Here is a 22,026-nt window from a genome sequence, read left to right on the forward strand (position 1 = left end):
AGACACACCTCCTTGTCTCGGTGGCGGAGAATATGGGAAACCAGCAATGGCTAACCACTCCTTGAAGGTTCGATTCCTTCCCTTACAGCTCCTTTCAATAATTTAGGTTTATAATTGGTTAGTTTGAGCTCTCGCCCATCGAGAGCTTATTTTTTGTTTACACAAATTGTACTGATAAACCTTTCGAATTAGCGTATTTTTAAATTTTCATATTTTTTCTTAAAACATTTGCAATTTACATTCGAGAGTTGTTATATTTGTTTTAACACTTCGAAAGAAGAAACACTGTAGGGTGGTGAAACTGGCAGACACACCTCCTTGTCTCGGTGGCGGAGATTATGGGAAATCCGGAAACGGGCTAACCACTCCTTGAAGGTTCGATTCCTTCCCCTACAGCCCTTTCATATAATTTAGGTTTATAATTGGTTAGTTTGAGCTCTCGCCCATCGGGAGCTTTATTTTTTTACTCCTTTTTTCCAAAAGTCCATATTCCATATAAATTAATAACCGCCATTACACTTGTATGTGACAAATGTCACCGGGATCCCTTGTTGATATTCAGGAAATTTGGATGATCAAATTAGAATAACGTGAAATACATTATCATAGGAGCTGTAGCAGGCGGAGCCAGTACCGCAGCACGCCTAAGGCGTTTAGACGAGCATGCCGAGATCGTCATCTTTGAAAAGGGACAGTATATTTCTTATGCCAACTGTGGCCTTCCTTATTACATAGGAAACGTCATCAAAGATAGGAATAAGCTGTTCGTTCAAACGGCTACCTCTTTTTCAACCCGCTTTAACGTGGATGTAAGGGTAAATACCGAAGTAATTGCCATCAACCGGCATTCCCGCTCCGTTACCGCCATAGACCTCGAAAGCGGTGAGGCTTACTCTGAGTCGTATGATAAGCTGGTACTTTCCCCTGGTGCCACTCCTGTGCGCCCTCCCTTACCGGGCATTCAGCACAAAGGCATCTTCACCGTACGCAACGTAGCTGACACCGACTATATCAAAGCTTTTGTTGCCGATTCGAACGCTAAGAAGGCCGTAGTTATTGGCGGCGGGTTTATCGGCCTTGAAATGGCTGAAAACTTTCAGGAGCTGGGCCTCGATGTCAGCATTGTCGAAATGAGTAACCAGATTCTCTTGCCGGTAGACCTTCCCATTGCAGCAATTGCTCAGAAGCATCTCCGCGAAAAAGGGATCGGGCTCCATCTGAATACCAGCGTGACGGGATTCGACTACGTGGACTCCCGGCTGCAAGTGCTGCTGAAGGACAAGCCGGCATTGGAAGCGGACCTGGTCATCCTGTCTATCGGTGTGCGCCCCGACACGCGCTTAGCCCAGGATGCTGGACTGAAGATCGGAGATGCTAAAGGCATTTGGGTAAATGAATACCTGCAGACCTCTGATCCGGATATCTATGCAGTGGGTGATGCGATCGAATTTCCGAACCCCATTTCTCATCAGCCAACAGTCACCTTTCTGGCTGGTCCTGCGAACAAGCAGGGGAGGATATGTGCAAACAACCTGGTGCACGGGCATGTGCAGCAATACAAAGGATCTATCAATACCGCCATCGTCAAAGTATTTGATCTGACGATAGCAGCTGCGGGAATGGCCATCAAGCATCTCGAGCAAAACAAAATCCCATACAAGACCACAACCATTCACGGCAACTCGCACGCAGGCTACTATCCGGGCGCGAGGCTGATGACCCTCCAGATTGCGTTCTCGCCTGACAAAGGCATACTGTTGGGCGCACAGATTATCGGTGGTGAAGGGGTAGACAAGCGTATCGATTTGCTCTCCTCCGTTATTTGCAACCAGGGGACGATCTATGACCTGAGCGAATTTGAACATGCCTACGCGCCGCCATTTTCTTCCGCAAAAGACCCGGTTAATATGGCTGGATTTGTAGCTGAGAATATTTTGCTCGACGGACTTAAGGTTGTCGAGTGCACAAGGCTTGATCCTGTTGATGAACAGGCGGCCCTGATCGACGTCCGCACACCTGTGGAATACAGCAAGGGAACCATCGACGGTGCTGTTAACATCCCGCTCGATGAGATCAGGGGACGGCTCGCAGAAATTCCTGTTGATAAGCCTGTGCATATCTTCTGCCAGCAGGGCATGCGGGGATATCTGGCCCAGCGTATTCTGGTCCAAAGCGGATTCAGAGACGTGACGAATCTTTCAGGAGGATACCTGCTCTGGAAGACCTATAATGAGGAGCTGGAACAACAGGCAGATCTGCAGGACTGGCTGAAATATAAATAAACAGGAAAGGACCTCTCGAAGGTCCTTTCTTGTGTATATAAACGGCCGCACGCGGCTATTGCCTAATGGGGCAGCTTGTCTTTGAATACGCCGTACCCATAGGTACCGAGAAGAGCACCCAGAACCACAATGAGCATCGGCCAATAACCATGTCCGATATTGACGAACATAGGACCCGGACAAGCACCTGTCAGTGCCCAGCCCAGTCCGAAGATGGATCCCCCGATCAGGTAGCGACGCCAGCTTTTGGTCTTATCGCGAAACACAATCGGGTTTCCCTGAACATCCCGGATATGGAATTTCTTGATCAGATAGACGCCGATAACTCCCAGGATCACCGCTGTGCCGATGATTCCGTACATATGGAATGACTGGAAGCGGAACATCTCCTGGATACGATACCAGGATATCGCTTCTGACTTGGACATGATGATCCCGAAAATCAAGCCTGTCAGTATATATTTTATTCCTTTCATCTTAAAAAATTAATGGCATTAAAAGGTGTGTCATAATCAGGCCGCCTATAAAAAATCCGACAACCGCGATTAGTGAAGGTACCTGCAAGTTAGAAAGTCCACTGATGGCATGGCCCGAGGTGCAGCCTCCCGCATAGCGGGTGCCAAAGCCAATGAGCAGTCCTCCGATCAATAGCAGAACAAGGCTCGCGGGCGAAGAAAATGCCTCGGAACCAAACAGCTGCGATGGGTTTAATTCACCGTCGAAAGCAATCCCTAAGGTTTTCAGGTCCGCAATCGTCGCTGCCGATAGGTCCATCGGCTGATCACTTTTCAAAAAAGTGGATGATACTATACCTCCCAGGACGGAGCCGACAAGGAACAGCAGGTTCCATTTTTGTGTCTTCCAGTCGAAGTCGAAAAACTTTACTTTTTTTCCTGCACCTGCAATGGTGCATATCGTTCGCAGGTTCGACGAGAAGCCAAATGACTTTCCGAAGAACAGCAATATCAGCATTATGAATGCCATAGCGAGACCCGAAGTGTACCAGGGCCACGGCTGTCTAAGTAACTCCAGCATTTTGATTAGGATAATGTTGTTGGACAAACAAAGGGGCTTAGTTCAAAGCTTCCTGATTCTTTCAGCGCTTTGAATCCACCCTTAACATCGATTAAATTGTTGTATCCTCGGGCTCTCAGTATAGAGGCGAAGATCATAGACCGGTAACCACCTGCACAATGAACATAATAGGGTTTCTCCCTGTCCACCTGGGCCATAGCCTCATTGATAAGGTCGAGCGCTACGTTCTCTGAGCCTATAAGGTGCTCTGAGGCATGTTCAGCAGGTTTTCTCACGTCGAGAATATTGACTTTTTCGCCTTTTTGAACTCGTTCTGCCAGCTCATCAGGGCTGATCGATTCGAGTTGGTCCATCTCTTTCCCAGCAGCCTTCCAGGCTTCGATACCCCCTTTCAGGTAGCCAATCGTGTTATCATAGCCAACCCTGGCCAGCCGTGTGACCACTTCTTCTTCGCGCCCTTCTTCTGTAATGATCAGCAGCTCCTGCTCAATATCAGAAACCAGGGTCCCTACCCATGGAGCGAAGCTTCCGTCAATACCTATGTTGATGGAGTTAGGAATAAATCCTGCAGCAAAGATCTGCGGATTCCGTGTATCGAGGAGCAGTGCGCCTGTCTCATTTGCCAGGGTCTCAAATGCCTCCGGCCCGAGCGCCTGAGTGCCTTTTTTCAATACGCTGTCAAAGCTGTCGTATCCTTCTTTGTTCAGCTTCACGTTGAGGGGAAAGTAGGCAGGAGGGGGCGTCAGGCCATTCGTAACTTCCCTGATAAATTCATCCCGGGTCATGTTTTCCCGTAGCGCATAATTCGTTTTCTTCTGGTTGCCCAGAGTGTCTTTAGTTTCCTTGCTCATGTTCTTGCCGCAGGCCGATCCTGCGCCATGAGCCGGATAAACAATGATCTCATCGCTCAGAGGCATGATCTTGCTCCGCAGTGAATCGAATAAGGTTCCCGCAAGCTGCTCCTGGGTCATGTGAGCTGCTTTCTGTGCAAGATCCGGGCGCCCCACGTCACCGATGAAGAGGGTGTCGCCGGAGAAGAGCGCGGTAGCCTGTCCCTGCTCATCGATCAGCAGGTAGCATGCAGACTCCATCGTGTGCCCCGGGGTGTGCAATACTTTAATTTTGATGTCGCCGATTGCAAACTCTTCGTTGTCTTTCGCGATATAGGCTTCAAAACCGGGATCAGCATCAGGACCGTAAATAATAGCAGCGCCTGTTTGTCTCGACAGATCCACGTGTCCTGAAACAAAGTCCGCATGGAAATGCGTTTCAAAGACGTATTTGATAGTTGCTTCGTTCTTCTGTGCCTTTTGAATATACGGGCGCACTTCCCGCAGCGGATCGATGATGGCCGCCTCATTTCCCGATTGGATGTAGTATGCACCCTGTGCCAGGCATCCGGTATATATTTGTTCAATGATCATATTAGTTGATTTTGCTGAAACTTGTTGATAGTTCAAAGTTCGACATTTGCTGAAACACCCTCGGTGATTTTAGTTACACAAGAAAAGATTTGCTGATTTCCCTGCCAAGTATGTAGAGGGCCATGATCAGGACGAACCATCCAAAGCCCTTCTTTAGCTTCTCTGCCGGAATCTTTCTGCTGAGTCGCTCCCCAATAAATATTCCGCCCGAGGCGATCGCGCTTACCGCAAGAAGGAAGCTCCAATGAATACTAAAGTGCCCAAGGTCTCCCACAAAGCCCATCAAAGAGTTGATGGCAATAATGGCGAGTGATGTTCCTACCGCCTTCTTCATCGGCAGCTTCAGCAGGAACACCAGCGCAGGAATCAGGAGAAAACCGCCTCCGGCTCCCAGAAGCCCGGTAATTAGCCCGATGCCGACACCGTACGCAATAAGCTTGACGAAGTGGAGGTCGAGGGGGCGTTCCTCTGCAGCGTCAACCGGATCCTGATCCCGGATCATGCTCGCGGAAGCCATCAGCATCAGTATGCCAAAAAGGACTAGTGTCAAAAAGGAGCTGGTAAGGGTAATGCCCCCGGGGGTGACGATATTCTGTGGGATCAAAGGCACCAGGAACTTCCGTACGGAGAACACTGTAAAAAGAGAGGCAGATCCGAAGGGCATAGTTGTTTTCCAGCTTACCAGCCCACTCCTGACATTATTGACTGCACCTACCAGACTGGTCGATCCGACAATAAAAAGTGAATAAGAGGTGGCCAGAATAGGATCTATCTGGAAGAGGTACACCAAAACCGGTACTGTCAGGATAGAGCCTCCTCCTCCGATGAGACCTAAAGAAACTCCTATTAGTGCAGATGCGATATAGCCGGTTACTTCCATCATGTTATTTTAATAACACAAAGATCGTCAGAAGCAAGTCCAGGCACGGTGACAATTGTCACACTACCTTTTCCACTCGATGTAGTTCCGGTGTAATACCACATCTCCGCGCTGCTCCATCTTCTTTAGCAGGCGGGAAATTACCTCCCGGGAGGTGCTCAGGTCATTTGCCACTTCCTGATGGGTGATGTTTAGCTGACGGGTTTGCAGCTTCTGATACTGTTGTTTCAGGTAGAATTCCAGCCGCTCGTCCATGTTTTTGAAGACAATGTTGTCAATCATCAGAAGGAGTTCTTCATAGCGGTTCCGGTATGTTTCGAGCACAAAGTAATACCAGGTTTTGTGTTCCTTCATCAGCTCATCCATCAGCTGTATCGGTATGAGCAGCGCAACGGTGTCGTCTACTGCTTTGGCCATAACCTCACTGGTCTCCTGCCTGGCGGCACATATCATCGACAATGCACAAGCGCTGCCTGGTTCGATGTAATACATAAAGAATTCGTTACCGTCTTCGCTCTGCCGGTACAATTTCACACGGCCTTCTACAATAAGCATGGTAGAACGAAAGTACTGGCCCGGTGACATCATGATATCCCCGGCGGTAAAATGCTTGACCGCGCAATTCTCAACGAGCTTTTCCCTGAGTGCAGGTTCAAACTGAGGGAAGAGCCGGTCCAGGTATCCGGATGCTGTTTGTTCATGGGTCATATACAAAGATATTGATAAAGCACCAGATGCGTGTGTGATCGGAACGTTGTTTGTACGCCAGCGTATACAGCGCGACATAAGTCCCGGGCAATCAAGCCTTGCAGGCAGAGGCAGGCTTGGCCCTGGAATGCCCGTATTTCCCTAGTTGAGGTTGTATTTATTTGATTTGATCGTGGTAACCCTTGCTGCAAATATGATGGCAATAATCAGGAGGCCTGTTATAATGCAGACACACAATTGTAAGTTAGATATCAGGTCTGATTTGGCTACATCATTCTTTAGTTCGTTGACCAGTGAAGTGCCAACGTTCGACTGAATCCGTGTGAGGCGCGAGAGGTGATCCATCATCTTCCTGTGACTTGCCAGGGCCTGTTGAGAAAAGGCCAGCTGCGCGGCTTCTCTTGAGCGGTGAGTATTGAGGTTCACGATGGTAGTCTCTAATAGCAGGTATTCTTCCAGGTTTCGTTTAAGTCCGTTAAAATGCAGCTTTTCTTCATCCACAAAGTAGGTCTTTTCATACTTGCCTATAAGCGAGCGGATCTTCTCGTTTTGCCTGATAAGCTGCTGTCTGATTAATGTAGAGGATGTGTCGGACGCATTCAGGTAAGCCTCGAGCTGGTCGCGCTTTTGATAGGTCACTTCTGCCAGAAAAAAAAGGTCGGTAGCCGGAATCAGCCGGTCAGCATATATCGAAAGTACGGCTTTGTTGATGTTGTTAATATTTCGGCTCTCCAACAGAGTGAAAAGGGTGATGCAAAAGATGATTGATCCGAGAATGCAGACGATTTTAAACTTTTGAGGAATAGCGTAGATCCATTTCATAGGGCAGAATGATTTGGGTGAGTGGACGTAATATACGTAAAATACGTGGCAGGGGCTATAAAAAGTAAAGACCGGCCTGAGCCAGTCTGTTACTACTTAATACTCCAACCCCTTGGTTCTTTACTGCGGAGGGGACCGCAGTTATTTAGTTCTTTCCAAATGGAATAGATAACAATGGTACTTTTGAGCGGGAAGCCATGATACGGGTCTTGCTTCTGTGGACGAGTGAATCCCAAAGGCCATGTTTCTGAGGAACCATGACAAGCAGGTCCGCATTATACTCGTTTACACCCCTTTCAATTCCTTCGATAACACTTGAACCGTCAATATCGCGGTAGCTATGGTTAAGACCCTCAAACTGTTCTTTCAGTGCTGACTGACCAATTGAGCCGGTAACAAGTGCTTCTTCAGTTTTCTTCATGAGCTTGTCAACGTGCAGCACCTGAACTTCGGCTTTCATGTCGGAAGCAATATCGCGAAGCTTGGTCAGTGTTGCGTTTGCTGTAGGGCACTTCTCGTCGCAAGCGAATAAGATTTTGCTCATTCCCTTGAATTTGGCGTCCTGAGGGATGACCAGTACAGGATATTTAGCATGAGCAATGATGGAGGTGGTTGTATTTCCGAAAAGTTTCTGATCGATACTGTCACCTCTCATACCCATCACGACCAGTTCAGCCTGGTATTCATCCACCATTTTGTCCAGCTCTTCCTGAATTTCAGCAAGTTTGCTTACGGTGCTCACTTCGATGTCGTATGTGCAGGCTGTTTTCAGCGCGACGTATTCGAGTGATGCTTTGTTGGATGCAATCATCTTTTCAATTCCGGAAGCAGGCAGCAGCGTATTGGCAGCATGCGTCGGAATGACAAAGGAGTTGAATAGAACTAACTTCGCATTTGCAATTCTGGCCAGTGCAGCTGCATATTCTAATGCGTTGTTTGCGTCTTTTGAGAGGTCGGTTGCTACGATGATAGTTTTCATGATCGTGGGGTTTTTGTATGTTTCAAAGATAAGCTGGCCCGGGAGAAGAAAATGTGACTTGGATTACCAAAAACCGTAATCCTCATTGCCTTCGAAGGGCGCTGAACTTAGTTTCTCATATTGATATACTGTAAAGGCTGACCGAAATCTTCTGTTCTGCACAGGGAGATCACAGCCTGAAGGTCGTCGATCTTCTTGCCCTGCACGCGTACCTGATCATCCATAATGGAAGCCTGCACTTTGGCGCCGCTGTCTTTGATCTTCTTCACGATCTTCTTTGCCGTTTCTTTATCTATTCCTTCCTTAATCTTGATCTCCTTCCGGATCATATTGCCGGAGGCATAGTGATCTTTTCCCGTTTCCAGGGAGTTCGGATCAAGACCCTGTTTGACCATCCTTGAAATGATCGAATCGATAATCGCTTTCAACCGCATGTCGTTTTCAGTCACGACAGTTATCTCATTGGTTTTTTTGTCCAGATCGACGGTACTCTTTGAGTCATTAAAGTCATATCTGTTCAGGATCTCCTTTTTTGCGTTGTTGATGGCGTTGTCAAGAGTCTGAGCGTCAATTTTACTTACAATATCAAATGAAGGCATAATACTAGTTTTATATGGTGGTAAACTTACAGATTTATATGCATAAACGAGATTCCGGAAACATGTTCAGGCGATCATGGTTTAAGAAGAATAATATTAATTTAACATTAAATTCGACAGCTTTGCGCGTTAACGGATGGTCCGTATAGAACTAATTTAAATGGCTAAGGGAAATATACAGCTCACAAATCGTGAAATCAGTTGGTTGTACTTCAATGAGCGTGTATTGCAGGAGGCGGCAGACGTAACGGTGCCCCTTATTGAAAGGATCCGTTTCCTGGCTATATTCTCTTCCAACCTCGATGAGTTCTACAGAGTGCGTGTCCCCACCCTCAACCGTCTGGCCAATATTAACGCAAAGGCGAAGGAACTGCTGGGCTATAACCCGAAGAAGATCCTGAAGGAGATCAAAGATATCGTGGTGAACCAGGAGTACCGCTTTGATGATCTTTACGAAAATGTAATCATCAAGGAGCTCGAAGCCGAACGCATCTTTATCATTAACGAACGGCAGCTGAACGTGAAGCGGGGAGAGTTCATCCGGGAATATTTCCGGGAGAAGCTTCTTTCTACCCTGGTGCCCGTGATGTTGGATGATAATAAGCCATTTCCGGAACTGAAAGACCGCGGGATCTACTTCTTTGTTCGGCTCAGCAAAAAGGATAAGCGGCAGAAGGTGCAGTATAGCCTGATTGAAATTCCCCTGGATGCTCTTGATCGCTTTGTTGTGCTGCCCGAGACCAATAACCTCAAGTTTGTTATCCTTCTCGATGATATTATCCGCTACTGCCTGGATGATATCTATTTTATTTTTGACTATCCGGAGGTGGAGGCCTATTCCATTCAGCTCACGCGGGATGCTGAGCTCAGCCTCGATACCAATGTCAGTGAAAAGTTTATCGATACACTGAGTAAGAGTTTGCAGAAGCGGAAAAAGGGAAAACCGATGCGGCTCTTATACGATAATAATATCCCCTTGTCGATGCTGAGCTATCTGGTGGCAAAGCTGGACCTGATACCGGATTCGCTTATTCCGGGCAGCCGTTATCATAACTTCAAAGACTTCATTAATTTCCCGAATGTGGGAAGGCCTGAACTGGAATATTCCAGGGATGTTCCGCTGAAGGTAAGGGACCTTGATCTGAGCAAGAGTATATTCAGCCAGATGGCAAAGCGCGATTACCTGATCAACCTTCCCTACCAGTCTTTCGACTATATCATCCATTTCATGCGTGAGGCTGCTATCGATCCGAAGGTGACCGAGATCAGCATCACCTTGTATCGTCTTGCTGCCAATTCGCGGGTGATCAACGCGCTCATCAATGCGGCTAAGAACGGTAAAAAGGTGAACTGCCTGGTGGAGTTAAAGGCACGGTTTGATGAGCAGAACAATATCTATTGGATGAATAAACTGGAAGAGGAGGGCGTGAACGTAAGCTATGGATTGCCCGACTATAAAGTTCATTCGAAGATCTGTCTCGTAACCCGGATGGAGAAGGGTAAGCCGGTTTACTATGCGAGTCTGGCTACCGGAAACTTCAACGAGAAGACCTCGCGGATCTACTGCGATCATAGCCTGTTTACAACGCACCAGGGGATAGCTAATGAATTGAAGCGACTCTTCAGGGCGCTCGACAAGAAGATGTTCCTCGACAACTATAAATACCTGGTGGTGTCGCCATTGGAAACACGAAAAAAGGTCTATGCGCTGATCGATCAGGAGATCCGGAACGCACAGGAGGGTAAGCCCGCATATATGGTACTCAAAATGAACAGTCTGGCCGACGAAGAGATGATCGGTAAGCTGTATGAGGCCAGCAATGAGGGTGTGAGAATCCAGCTGATCGTGCGGGGCATGTGCTGCCTGGTTCCCGGTGTGCCGGGCATGAGCAAAAACATCGAAGTGATCAGTATCATCGACAAGTACCTGGAACACGCGCGGGTGTGGATCTTTGGAAATGGCGGTAAGGAACTGATGTTTCTCTCATCGGCCGATTTCATGACGCGCAACCTCGATCAGCGTGTGGAGGTCGGTTTTCCGATCCTCGATCCTGTGGTCAGGCAGGAGCTGAGGGATATCATCGATATTCAGCTCAGAGATAATACCAAGGCACGCGAAATTAATGCGGCGAATACGAACCGGTATCGCCGGACGGAGGACCCCGACAAACACAGGGCACAGAAAGACATTTACTTATACCTAAAAAATAAAGCAATAAAGTGAGATACGCAGCTATAGATGTTGGATCAAATGCCATTCGCCTGTTAATCGCAGATATTAACCAGGATGGCAAGGAAGTTACATACAAAAAGAACACGTTTATCCGGGTGCCGCTGCGTCTGGGGGACGATGCCTTTCTGGATAAGAAGATCAGTGAGCGCAAGGCCGATGAGCTGGTAAAAACCATGACGGCTTTCAAGTTGCTCATGGAAGTGTACAACGTGTCGGATTACATGGCCTGTGCAACTTCTGCAATGCGGGAGGCGACGAATGGTGATGAAGTGACAAAACGGATCAAAGAGGAGGGTAATCTGGATCTGCAGATCGTTGAGGGGCAGACGGAGGCCAACATCATCTACTCGACACATATTGCCGAAGAACTTGATTTTAACAAGAACTACCTCTACATCGATGTTGGGGGAGGTAGTACTGAGCTTTCCATATTCACAAAAGGGAATGTGGAAGTATCGCGGTCTTTTCCAATTGGAACGGTTCGTATGCTCGACAATGCAGATACGCCCGAAACCTGGGAGGAGATGAACAAGTGGATCAAGGCGAACACACGCATCTACAAGAACCTGGTTGGCATCGGAACGGGCGGAAACATCAACAAGCTGTTCCGCTTGTCGGGAGAGAAGGAAGGCAAAGCGCTGAGCATCGCGAAGCTGAACGAGATGTACCAACACCTCAGTTCATTCTCACTGAAGGAGCGTATTGGCGTCCTGAAGCTGAACCCCGACCGCGCGGATGTAATCATTCCGGCGTCGGAGATCTACCTGACGGTAATGAAATGGGCTTCTGTGAAGCAGATCTATGTGCCCCGGGTCGGAATGGCAGACGGAATTATACAGGTACTTATAGATAAGAATTTAAAATCATAAGTTTGCAGCTCTTAACTTGGCATTGAGCTTATGAGCGTACTGCTTTTTACATGTATCCTCCTGATTGGCGCGATAGCGGCCGGTTTGGTGGGTGCTCTGACCGGATTAGGGGGAGGTGTAGTGTTGATTCCCCTGCTTACTTTGATCTTTGATGTGGACATCCGGTATGCGATCGGATGCGCCCTGGTTTCTTCCATCGCCACTTCGTCCGGATCAGCCGCGGCCTATATCCGGGAGGGGATCACCAACATCCGGATCGGGATGTTTCTGGAGATCGCCACCACCACGGGAGCAATCATCGGTGCTCTTATCGCTGTTTACATGCCCACCAACATCGTAGCCGTGATTTTTGGCCTTGTATTGCTGTTTTCAGCACTGATGGCACTGCGCAAAAAGAATGAAGAGGCAGATACAGTTGAGCGAAGCACCCTGGCCAGGGCACTGAAGCTTAATGGAACGTATACGAGTCCCACGGGGGCTGTCGACTATAAGGTGCAACGCGTGATGGGCGGCTACTCACTGATGACTCTTGCAGGAATTATATCGGGACTGCTCGGCATCGGTTCAGGTGCACTAAAAGTGCTGGCTATGGATACCGTGATGCGGATTCCGTTCAAAGTAAGCACAACAACCAGTAATTTCATGATCGGGGTAACCGCCGCAGCCAGTGCGGTAGTTTACCTGCAGCGAGGCTATATAGATCCGGACCTGGCCATGCCTGTAGTCATCGGGGTCTTGATCGGTGCCTTTGCAGGCTCAAAGATCCTGGTTCGGGCAGACGTGAAGAAGCTGCGCTTGTTGTTCAGCATCGTGATCGGGTTCCTGGCCCTGGAAATGATCTATAACGGTTTAACGGGAAAATTATGAGGAGCTTGATCAAGACGGACAAAGATGTGGCCACCATAGTAGGCAGGCTGCTGCGGGCAGGAGTGATAACGGCGAGTATGGTTGCCACTCTGGGTGGTATCCTGTTTCTGATCGTGCACCGGTCTGACGTTTCAGACTTCACCCACTTCAGGGGAGCACCTGAATATCTGAGAAGCCTCGATGGTATCTTCAGCGGCTTGCTGGAGCTTGACCCCAGGGCTGTTATCCAGACGGGGGTACTTATTCTGATCGCAACACCAATTTTACGGGTGGTGCTTTCTGTCTTTGCGTTCGCGCTGGAAAAGGATTACCTCTATGTGGTGATCACACTGATCGTATTGGCTATTATATCAATCGGGATGTTGGGGGATCTGGGAGGATGATCAAGCAGGGCCCCATTGGAATTTTCGATTCCGGCTACGGCGGGCTAACGGTCTTCAAGGAGATTGTGCAACGGCTGCCGCAGTATGACTATGTTTATCTGGGCGACAATGCGCGGGTGCCTTATGGTATACGCTCGTTCGAAACCGTCTACAGGTACACCTGGGAGTGTGTGCAGCGATTGTTTGAGCTCGACTGCAATCTGGTAGTTCTGGCCTGCAACACAGCTTCCGCTAAAGCGCTGCGAACCATCCAGCAAAACGATTTACCGCTTTATGATCCTTCCAGACGGGTTTTGGGAGTGATCAGGCCTACAGCGGAGGTGATTGGTAAGTACACGCAGACGGGTAAGGTGGGCATTCTGGCCACGCAGGGGACGGTAAGTTCCGAATCATACGTGATCGAGATCAATAAGTTCTTTCCCGATGTGGCGGTGTATCAGGAAGCCTGCCCACTATGGGTGCCGCTGGTGGAGAATAACGAATTTCACACACCGGGTGCGGCCTACTTCATCAAAAAAGATCTGGATAGTCTGTTTGCAAAAAATCCGGACATAGACTGCGTGGTTCTGGCCTGTACGCACTATCCCTTATTGGCTGATATCATCCGCAAGTTTCTTCCGGAGGGTGTGAGGCTGATATCTCAGGGTGAGCTGGTAGCGGATAGTTTGGCTGATTACCTGGAGAGACACAGTGATTTGCGAGCGTGCTGTTCATTGGGGGATAACCGGCAGTTTTACACCACGGGTGCGGTGCCGGAGTTCGATGAGAAGGCATCGTTGTTTTTGGGCAGCGCAGTGCAGTCGACGCAGTTGTTGCTCTGATCATTTATTTAGATAATATAGTTCAGGAACATGCTTTACTTAGAAATTCGTCGTGAACTAGCAAAACCTTTAAGCGGAGTCTTTCATCGTCATATCATGAAACGCATTTAATTAGCCATTGACTTAGGTTATTTGAAGAATATCAATAAAAATATATTGATAAACGATAAATTCTTATTGATATTAGATGGATATATATTATATTTGTTTCTCTCTAACCCTATAACGATGAAAAAAAACCCACTTCTTAATGTTGCCATGTTCACTTGCAAAGTGTTTTGCTTTATGCAGTTGGCAATGCTTTTATTGATTACTGTAGTTCTGGTACATTGGCACGTAAATCGAGAATTTTATTCTGAGATGGTATTAACATCTGGCTTCTTGAGTAAAAGTACAATTGGCTATTCTGTTACGACCCGTTGGACAACGGAAACACTCAAAGCTCCCCTAACCTTAAGTAATGTAAAACCTGCGTCTTTATACTTTTCATATATACAGATAGCAATGATTCTTCTTTTTACATTTTTAGCTTTCAAGGAGTTTTTAAAGGTTATACGGTCGGTAAGGTTAATTCAAACCTTCAAAAAGGCGAATATTAAATCATTCAGAAGCATTGGTAAATACTTTCTCCTGATTTTTATTTTAACCAGCTTTTCTGTCGTGTATTTTGAACAGGGAATGTTTTACGGTGTTTCTTTGAGTGTTACACCTTTAATTTTAATGTTTGTTGCATACATTCTTGCAGAGATATTTAAAGAAGGTAATGACTTATCTGAAGAAAATCAATTAACGATCTGAGTATGCCTATCATTATAAATTTAGATATAATGCTGGCAAAGCGGAAAATGTCTGTTACGGAATTGTCCGAGCGGGTGGGACTTACTATGTCAAATATCTCGATACTTAAGAATGGCAAGGCTAAAGCGATCAGGTTTTCTACACTTGAAGCGATATGTAAAGAGTTAGACTGCCAACCAGGCGATATATTAGAATATAAATAGCTAAATCTATACTTAGAAATTAGAAAATCGCTGAGGTGTTGGCTCGTTAGCAAGTCCCAAAACGCTTTATATTATTCGATATTTCGCATTAAAGGTTATTTTTGCGCACATAAATTTTTACTCCCTCTAAAATGAGCATTTCTAAAACATATAATCCAAAGGAAACAGAAGATAAGTGGTATCGCTATTGGCTGGAAAAAGGTTTCTTTCATTCAGAACCGGATGATCGCGAACCCTATACTGTCGTGATTCCTCCACCGAATGTTACCGGGGTGCTTCATATGGGGCATATGCTGAACAATACCATTCAGGACGTTCTGGTACGCCGGGCACGTATGCTCGGTAAGAATGCCTGCTGGGTACCGGGTACCGACCATGCTTCGATCGCAACCGAAGCGAAGGTAGTAGCTATGCTGAAGGAGCGGGGTATCGAGAAAAAAGATATCAGCCGGGAAGAATTCCTGAAATATGCCTGGGAGTGGAAAGAAAAGTACGGCGGCATCATCTTGAAGCAGCTGGAAAAGCTGGGTGCTTCATGCGACTGGGACAGAACGAAGTTCACCATGGACGAAGATTTGTCTGAGGCTGTAACGGATACCTTCATCCATTTGTACAATAAAGGGCTGATCTATCGCGGGGTGCGCATGGTGAACTGGGATCCTAAAGGAAAAACGGCTGTGTCTGACGAAGAGGTGATCCGTAAAGAGGTTAACCAGAAGTTATATTACATCCGCTATCAGGTGGCGGGAACAGGCGCTGATCAGCCGGAATATATTATCATTGCTACCACCCGCCCGGAGACGATCATGGCGGATAGCGCGATATGCGTGAATCCGAATGATGAGCGTTATACGAAACTGAAAGGTAAAAAAGTGATCATCCCATTGATCAACCGGGAGATTCCGGTGATTGAGGATGAATACGTAGAGATGGAGTTCGGAACAGGATGTCTGAAGGTGACACCTGCACACGATCTGAACGACTACGAGCTGGGTATTAAACATAAGCTTCCGGTTATCGATATTCTGAATGATGACGGAACGTTAAATGAGAAAGCAACCATTCTGGTAGGAGAGGACCGCTTTGCTGCGCGTAAGAAAATTGCGCGCCTGCTGGAGGAAGCTGAGCTGCTGGAGAAGGTTGAAGATTATAAGTCGCAGGTAGGTTTCTCCGAGAGAACTGACGCGGCCATTGAACCGAAGCTTTCCCTGCAGTGGTTCTGCAAAATGGAAGAGATGGCGAAGCCTGCTCTGGACTATGTGCTGGAAGGCGATGTGAAGCTGATTCCGGATAAGTTCATTAATACCTACCGTCATTGGATGGAGAATGTGAAGGACTGGTGTATCAGCAGGCAACTATGGTGGGGACAACGTATCCCGGCCTGGTACAATGAAAAGGGTGAGTGGGTAGTAGCAAAGACGGCTGAGGAAGCCTCCGTGCTGTTTGCAGAAGCGGGACAGTCGGCAGAAGGCCTTGTTCAGGACGAGGACGTGGTAGATACCTGGTTCTCTTCATGGCTATGGCCTGTGTCGGTATTCGACCCTTCAGTTTGCGGGCACCCTGAAAAAGAGGGAAATGCAGATTTGAACTATTATTACCCGACCAATGACCTGGTAACAGCACCGGAAATTCTCTTTTTCTGGGTGGCCAGGATGATCATGGCAGGACATGAATTCCGCTCAGAGGCACCGTTCAAGAACGTGTACCTGACCGGGATTGTACGCGATAAACTGGGCCGTAAGATGTCCAAGTCACTGGGCAACTCGCCCGACCCAATCGATCTGATTGAGCAGTATGGTGCCGACGGCGTGCGTGTAGGTATGCTGCTTTGCTCGCCTGCAGGTAACGACCTGATGTTTGATGAGTCATATTGTGAGCAGGGCCGTAATTTTACCAATAAGATCTGGAACGCGTTCAAACTGCTGAAAGGCTGGTCTGAATCAACCGTTCCGGGAGAGAATGCCGATAATAAAGCGGCGATCAGCTGGTTTGAAAACCGCTTCAATGAGGCGCTGGCTGAAATTGAATCTCATTACTCGCAATACCGCCTGTCGGAGGCCCTGATGGCTACTTACAAACTGGTATGGGACGACTTCTGCTCCTGGTACCTGGAGATGGTTAAGCCTCCTTATCAGCAGCCGGCAGACGAGTTTACAGTAAATGCGACGAAGGTATTCTTCGAAAAGATATTAACCTTGCTGCATCCCTTCATGCCGTTCCTGACTGAGGAATTATGGCATGATGAGATATTTGGTGAGCGTGGGGAAATGGATTGCTGTGTAGTGGCTGCATATCCGCGTGCTGCGGCAACTGATGAGAAGCTACTGAAAGAGATCGATGTCATTAAAAAGGTAGTTTCAGAAGTGCGTAACGTCCGCAACAGCAAGCAGATATCACCGAAGGAAGCACTGCCCCTGGCGATAAAGGTAAACTCTGATGTCGACTATAAGGCGTATCTGCACATATTGAACAAGCTGGCGAACCTTCAGGAAGTTAGCTTTGTAGAGGAAAAACTTGCTGGAGCTTCCTCGTTTATGACAGGCAGAGACGAGTTCTTTATCAGTCTCGAGGGGAACGTGGATCCCCAGGCTGAATACGAAAGAATGACGAAAGAACTGGAATATCTGGAAGGCTTCCTGGTTTCGGTTAACAAAAAGCTGTCTAACGAGCGTTTTGTGCAGAATGCGAAGCCAGAAATAGTAGCTAATGAAAAGGCGAAGCAGGCAGATGCTGAAGCTAAGATTGCTACACTGAAAGAAAGCCTGAAGGCTCTAAACTTATCTTAATAGCATCAGGCAGGCAAGAGGTCGCAATAACAGCCTCTTACCTGCCTGCTTTGTTAAAAACTATCCTGTTACACTAAACCATTCCTTATGAAATATTTCTTCTGTTCCATTTTATTGGCCGGCCTCATGAGCTGCCAGCAACCCTCTTCAAATAAAGATGCTGCCGGGCAGAGTAAAGAAGCGAAAATCGATTCATCTATCCTGATCTCATGTGATGGTATCGGAGAAATCAAGACGAACATCAGCTATGCAGATCTGGAGCAGAAAGTAGGCGCGAAAGCACTTACGGCACATGAAAATACCATTTACGGACGGTTTACGACTATCTGGGAAAATACCCCTAAGGCTATCAATGTGTATTGGAAAGAAAAAACCGCTCCCTTCAAAACAGTCGACTATCTGGAAGTTGTAGATCCGGCGTCCGTCTACCGGACAGCAGACTCCCTGCAGATCGGAATGGGCCTGCGTGATCTGGTGCGGAAGAATGAAAACATGCCTCTTACTTTTCGCAACTTCTACGCGACGGAAAAAAGTGGACTGATTACCAGCTTCAACAATGGGGCAATTGCCCGCAACAACCCTTGCCTAGCGGGCGTGCTGGAGTGGTCAAGTCAGGAGAATGTCTATAAAGATCAGTACGAAGCTTTCAAAAAGCAGGAGTTTGTGGAGTCTTACGAGAAGATCCTCGACCGGATTGAAGTAAATCTGAGTGCTATACGGATTCTGAACAAACAATAAGGCCCAAATTCCTTTTTACTAAAAAGTTCACATATGAAGAGAATAGCCTGTTTTGCCCTGTTGTTGATCGTGATGTCTTGTACGAACTCGCCTAAAGTGAAAGAGGAGGCTGGCGACTGGCTGCAGGGAGGAGATCCTACGGAAATCACCTGCTGGGGTATTGGAGATATTGAGCTGGAAGATTCTTATGACGTTCTGGTGGATAAAGCAGGTCTGAAGAATGTGAAACAGGACTCTCTTTTCAAAGAAGGAACTTTTGAGCGGATTGTTACACGCGTATGGCCGGATACGGAAAAAGAGATTATTGTCCATTGGAAGGAGGAGAAAGCTCCTCTGGCGACTATTGAAATGCTGGAGGTTTCACATCCCTCATCTGTTTATCACTTTACCAACGGTATTAAGATCGGCAGCAGCTTGAAGGATTTAATAAAAGAGAATGGTAGTGTGGAGTTTTCGTTCTATGGCTTTGGCTGGGACCATGGCGGTACATTAAAGGATTTTAATTCAGGCAAATTATCAGGCAACCTTCCTTGTTTTGAGGGTGTGCTGGCCTTACCTGAAGAAGCTTCCAAAGACGCTGGCTCGGCTGAGGTAATGGGCGACAAGCAGATTAAGTCCTCTCACCCTTTCTTTTCCAGGTTTGATCCGCATCTGGTCAACATCAAGATCAAAAGTGTTGGCTAGGCTATAGGCCACCATACGGCGGTAGCGACTCCAGGAACTGATATCCTTTTGCTTCGAAGTCGATCCGGCAATAGTAGTGCTCCAGTCCATTAGTGACTGCCAGCAGCGGGATCTTATGCACAATGTTGTACCGCGCAATCTGATCGAAGACCTTCTGGCTGATCTTTACGGATGGAGCCTTGCATTCTACGAGCAGGACTTTTTGCCCCGACGCATTAAAAGCAATGATGTCGGTGCGCTTCTGCAGGGAGTTAAGCTTCATGCCACCTTCCAGTTTAATCAGTGACTTGGGATACCCTTTTTCCCGGATCAGATATTGAACAATGTGCTGCCGAACCCACTCTTCAGGCGTTAATACCAGGAATTTCTTTCGGATCTCATCAAAAATGTAGGTGGTATCTTCGCTCTGTTTGAGCTTGAAAGGGTAGGCTGGTAGATGGAGGGGGTAGGGTTGAAACTGCACGTTCAAAGTTCATAAAAAAAAATCATTTTCCGGCTTTCGTCATTCTCCCGTATCTTCGCTGACGGTATGACAGCTTCCGCTTTATTAAATGATCTCAAGGCCAGAAAGTTCAGGCCGGTTTATCTTTTCCATGGTGAGGAGCCGTACTATATTGATCTTTTCAGCGATTACATAGAGAAGAATCTGCTCTCCGATGCGGAGAAAGGATTTAATCAAACCGTTCTCTACGGTCGCGAGACCGACGTGCTTACCGTACTGAACTCGGCCAAGCGCTACCCCATGATGAGCGACTTCCAGCTGGTACTCATCAAGGAAGCCCAGGATATGAAGTGGAGCAAGGAAGGCGACGATAAGAAGGGGCAGGACCCTTTGTTGGCCTACCTGGAGAAGCCCTTGCCCAGCACCATCCTGGTTTTCTGCTATAAGCACGGGAAGTTCGACAAGCGTAAAAAGACCTATAAAGCGATAGAGAAATCGGGCTGCATCTTCGAGTCGGCTACCATTTACGACAATAAGGTGCCGGGATGGGTGGAGGATTACGCACGTGAGAAAGCCTATCGGATCAGTCCGAAAGCCTCAGCGCTGATTTCGGAATATCTGGGTACTGACCTGTCCAAGATTTCCAATGAGCTCGACAAGCTGATGCTAAACATCCCCAGGGGAAACGAGATTACTGCAGATGATGTCCAGAATAATATTGGCATCAGCAAAGAGTATAACGTGTTTGAGCTGCAGGATGCTATTGCGAAGCGAAACGTCATAAAGGCCAATCAAATCATATCCTACTTCGCTTCTAACCCTAAAGCCAACCCTATACAAATGGTTTTAGGAGCTCTGAATACCTGGTTCACCAAGGTGCTGAAGTTTCATTATATACAAGACCGCAGTGCAGCCAATCTCGCAAAGGAGCTGGGAGTGAATCCTTATTTCGTTAAGGACTACGAACTGGCAGCGAAGAACTATGGCATGGGCAAGTTGTTCGACATCATGAGCATCCTCAGGGAGTATGATCTGAAAACGAAGGGAGTAGACTCCACCGGAAATACCGAGAGTGGAGAGTTACTCAAAGAAATGGTGTTTAAGATCGTCCACTAACTTACACGTTGAAGAGCAGTCTCTCTCCTTGCTTAGCTTCATTGAACGTTCCGTTCTCGTATGCAAGGTGTCCCGAAACAATGGTATGAGATACTGAAGATCTGAAGCTGTGACCTTCAAAAGGACTCCATTTGCATTTGGACAGGATGTTCTCTTTCGTGACTACAGATGGCTTGTTCAAGTCTACAAGTACCAGATCTGCCCAATATCCTTCTCTTATAAATCCGCGCTTTTCGATGTTGAAGCAGATCGCCGGGTTGTGTGCCATTTTTTCTACTACCTTTTCGAGGCTGATCTTTCCCTGTGCCACCATGTCGAGCATAGCGGTCAGTGCATGCTGTACGAGCGGCCCGCCTGAAGGCGCCTGCAGGTACGACTGCTTTTTCTCCTCGATCGTGTGAGGGGCATGGTCAGTAGCGATAACATCTATTCTGTCGTCGAGGACTGCCTGTAAAATGGCATCCCGGTCCTGCTCCGACTTAACCGCCGGATTCCATTTGATCCAGTTGCCTTTTTCTGCATAATCTTTGTCAGAGAACCAGAGATGATGAATGCAGGCTTCAGCCGTGATGCGCTTTTCAGATAGGGGAATGGCATTGCTGAACAGCCCGGTTTCGATAGCAGTGGAAATATGCAGAATGTGCAGTCTCGAGCCATGTTTCTTTGCCAGTTCTACGGCGAAAGAGGACGACTTATAGCAAGCCTCGGCCGTGCGGATCTGTGGGTGCATTTCCGGAGTGATCTGATCGCCGTACTGTGCCTTGAAGGCCTCCATGTTTCTTCGGATGGTCTCCTCATCCTCACAATGTGTGGCGATGAGCATGGGCGTGGAGCTAAAGATCGTCTGCAGGGTCTTCTCATTATCGACAAGCATATTGCCTGTAGAAGAGCCCATGAATATTTTGATACCACATACCTGGCGGGGATCGGTTTTTAAGACCTCCTCCATATTATCGTTGGTGGCACCCATGAAGAATGAGTAATTAGCTAATGATCTCGCTGAGGCAATAGCGTATTTATCAGCCAGGAGCGCCTGAGTCACGGTATTCGGGACAGTATTCGGCATCTCCATGAAGGAGGTGATGCCTCCGGCAACGGCGGCTCTGCTTTCTGTGAAAATTTCAGCTTTGTGCGTTAACCCGGGTTCTCTGAAGTGAACCTGGTCATCTATACATCCTGGCAAAAGGTGTAAACCCTCTGCATTGATCTCTTTATCGGCTTTCTTATCGATGTTCGAGCCGATCTGTTCAATCCGTCCCTCACGGATGAAAACGTCGGCTTCAAAAGATTTTCCTTCATTTACGATAGTTGCAGATTTGATCAGAATGGATGACATAGCGAACAGTGTATATAGGAG

The 22,026-nt window shown here is 47.4% G+C and carries 22 protein-coding genes and 1 tRNA gene; 13 read left to right on the plus strand and 10 right to left on the minus strand.

The window, feature by feature from the left end:
* Window positions 1–286: 286 nt before the first annotated feature.
* A tRNA-Asp gene (locus tag ACO1NU_RS01780) sits at window positions 287–396 on the plus strand.
* 194 nt (window positions 397–590) lie between these two features.
* Entirely contained in the window at window positions 591–2,282 is a 1,692-nt protein-coding gene (locus tag ACO1NU_RS01785; protein ID WP_448816734.1) for an FAD-dependent oxidoreductase, read from the plus strand.
* A 62-nt stretch (window positions 2,283–2,344) separates the two neighbouring features.
* Here the strand turns inward: ACO1NU_RS01785 and ACO1NU_RS01790 are convergent, their stop codons facing one another.
* From ACO1NU_RS01790 to ACO1NU_RS01825, 8 genes are all read right to left on the minus strand, one after another.
* Window positions 2,345–2,758, minus strand: coding sequence for a DUF6691 family protein (locus tag ACO1NU_RS01790; RefSeq protein ID WP_448816735.1), 414 nt, complete (start codon window positions 2,756–2,758; stop codon window positions 2,345–2,347).
* Between the two features lies 1 nt (window position 2,759).
* A complete protein-coding gene (locus ACO1NU_RS01795) occupies window positions 2,760–3,317 on the minus strand; it encodes a YeeE/YedE family protein (protein WP_448816736.1) in 558 nt (185 codons plus the stop codon).
* Window positions 3,318–3,322: 5 nt separating this feature from the next.
* Window positions 3,323–4,741: an MBL fold metallo-hydrolase gene (locus ACO1NU_RS01800; protein WP_448816737.1), complete on the minus strand. Its 1,419-nt coding sequence runs from the start codon at window positions 4,739–4,741 to the stop codon at window positions 3,323–3,325.
* A gap of 73 nt (window positions 4,742–4,814) precedes the next feature.
* Complete coding sequence (locus ACO1NU_RS01805; RefSeq protein WP_448816738.1) at window positions 4,815–5,624, minus strand: sulfite exporter TauE/SafE family protein; 810 nt, start codon at window positions 5,622–5,624, stop codon at window positions 4,815–4,817.
* A gap of 60 nt (window positions 5,625–5,684) precedes the next feature.
* Complete coding sequence (locus tag ACO1NU_RS01810; protein ID WP_448816739.1) at window positions 5,685–6,329, minus strand: Crp/Fnr family transcriptional regulator; 645 nt, start codon at window positions 6,327–6,329, stop codon at window positions 5,685–5,687.
* A 141-nt stretch (window positions 6,330–6,470) separates the two neighbouring features.
* A complete protein-coding gene (locus ACO1NU_RS01815) occupies window positions 6,471–7,151 on the minus strand; it encodes an MCP four helix bundle domain-containing protein (RefSeq protein WP_448816740.1) in 681 nt (226 codons plus the stop codon).
* 145 nt (window positions 7,152–7,296) lie between these two features.
* The gene (locus ACO1NU_RS01820) at window positions 7,297–8,130 is read right to left on the minus strand and encodes a universal stress protein (RefSeq protein WP_448816741.1); all 834 of its coding nucleotides are present in this window, start codon (window positions 8,128–8,130) and stop codon (window positions 7,297–7,299) included.
* Window positions 8,131–8,237: 107 nt separating this feature from the next.
* Window positions 8,238–8,729: a YajQ family cyclic di-GMP-binding protein gene (locus ACO1NU_RS01825; RefSeq protein ID WP_448816742.1), complete on the minus strand. Its 492-nt coding sequence runs from the start codon at window positions 8,727–8,729 to the stop codon at window positions 8,238–8,240.
* Window positions 8,730–8,889: 160 nt separating this feature from the next.
* Here ACO1NU_RS01825 and ppk1 point away from each other — a divergent pair, with 160 nt between their 5' ends.
* The 10 genes from ppk1 (at window position 8,890) to ACO1NU_RS01875 (ending at window position 19,111) form a co-directional block, all read left to right on the plus strand.
* Window positions 8,890–10,953: a polyphosphate kinase 1 gene (ppk1, locus tag ACO1NU_RS01830; protein ID WP_448816743.1), complete on the plus strand. Its 2,064-nt coding sequence runs from the start codon at window positions 8,890–8,892 to the stop codon at window positions 10,951–10,953.
* Window positions 10,950–11,831 (plus strand): Ppx/GppA phosphatase family protein, encoded by an 882-nt coding sequence (locus ACO1NU_RS01835; protein ID WP_448816744.1) that lies wholly within the window; start codon window positions 10,950–10,952, stop codon window positions 11,829–11,831. Before ppk1 ends, ACO1NU_RS01835 begins: the two co-directional genes overlap by 4 nt.
* Window positions 11,832–11,861: 30 nt before the next feature.
* Window positions 11,862–12,698, plus strand: a complete 837-nt coding sequence (locus ACO1NU_RS01840; protein WP_448816745.1) for a sulfite exporter TauE/SafE family protein — start codon at window positions 11,862–11,864, stop codon at window positions 12,696–12,698.
* Complete coding sequence (locus ACO1NU_RS01845; RefSeq protein WP_448816746.1) at window positions 12,695–13,081, plus strand: DUF1634 domain-containing protein; 387 nt, start codon at window positions 12,695–12,697, stop codon at window positions 13,079–13,081. Before ACO1NU_RS01840 ends, ACO1NU_RS01845 begins: the two co-directional genes overlap by 4 nt.
* Window positions 13,078–13,902, plus strand: a complete 825-nt coding sequence (gene murI, locus ACO1NU_RS01850) for a glutamate racemase (RefSeq protein ID WP_448816747.1) — start codon at window positions 13,078–13,080, stop codon at window positions 13,900–13,902. The genes ACO1NU_RS01845 and murI overlap by 4 nt, the downstream gene beginning before the upstream one ends.
* Window positions 13,903–14,130: 228 nt before the next feature.
* A complete protein-coding gene (locus tag ACO1NU_RS01855) occupies window positions 14,131–14,700 on the plus strand; it encodes a DUF2975 domain-containing protein (RefSeq protein ID WP_448816748.1) in 570 nt (189 codons plus the stop codon).
* 29 nt (window positions 14,701–14,729) lie between these two features.
* Window positions 14,730–14,903, plus strand: a complete 174-nt coding sequence (locus ACO1NU_RS01860; protein WP_448816749.1) for a helix-turn-helix domain-containing protein — start codon at window positions 14,730–14,732, stop codon at window positions 14,901–14,903.
* A 131-nt stretch (window positions 14,904–15,034) separates the two neighbouring features.
* Window positions 15,035–17,689: a valine--tRNA ligase gene (locus ACO1NU_RS01865; RefSeq protein ID WP_448816750.1), complete on the plus strand. Its 2,655-nt coding sequence runs from the start codon at window positions 15,035–15,037 to the stop codon at window positions 17,687–17,689.
* Between the two features lie 87 nt (window positions 17,690–17,776).
* On the plus strand, window positions 17,777–18,427 hold the full coding sequence (locus ACO1NU_RS01870; RefSeq protein WP_448816751.1) for a hypothetical protein: 651 nt from the start codon (window positions 17,777–17,779) through the stop codon (window positions 18,425–18,427).
* 33 nt (window positions 18,428–18,460) lie between these two features.
* Window positions 18,461–19,111: a hypothetical protein gene (locus tag ACO1NU_RS01875; RefSeq protein ID WP_448816752.1), complete on the plus strand. Its 651-nt coding sequence runs from the start codon at window positions 18,461–18,463 to the stop codon at window positions 19,109–19,111.
* Window position 19,112: 1 nt separating this feature from the next.
* Here the strand turns inward: ACO1NU_RS01875 and ACO1NU_RS01880 are convergent, their stop codons facing one another.
* The gene (locus tag ACO1NU_RS01880) at window positions 19,113–19,574 is read right to left on the minus strand and encodes a type I restriction enzyme HsdR N-terminal domain-containing protein (RefSeq protein WP_448816779.1); all 462 of its coding nucleotides are present in this window, start codon (window positions 19,572–19,574) and stop codon (window positions 19,113–19,115) included.
* A 66-nt stretch (window positions 19,575–19,640) separates the two neighbouring features.
* On the opposite strand from ACO1NU_RS01880, the gene holA reads away from it, so the two are divergent.
* Window positions 19,641–20,669, plus strand: coding sequence for a DNA polymerase III subunit delta (gene holA / locus ACO1NU_RS01885; protein ID WP_448816753.1), 1,029 nt, complete (start codon window positions 19,641–19,643; stop codon window positions 20,667–20,669).
* 1 nt (window position 20,670) lies between these two features.
* Here the strand turns inward: holA and ACO1NU_RS01890 are convergent, their stop codons facing one another.
* On the minus strand, window positions 20,671–22,005 hold the full coding sequence (locus ACO1NU_RS01890; RefSeq protein WP_448816754.1) for a dihydroorotase: 1,335 nt from the start codon (window positions 22,003–22,005) through the stop codon (window positions 20,671–20,673).
* Window positions 22,006–22,026: the final 21 nt, after the last annotated feature.

The sequence above is a fragment of the Arcticibacter sp. genome, from assembly GCF_053551015.1.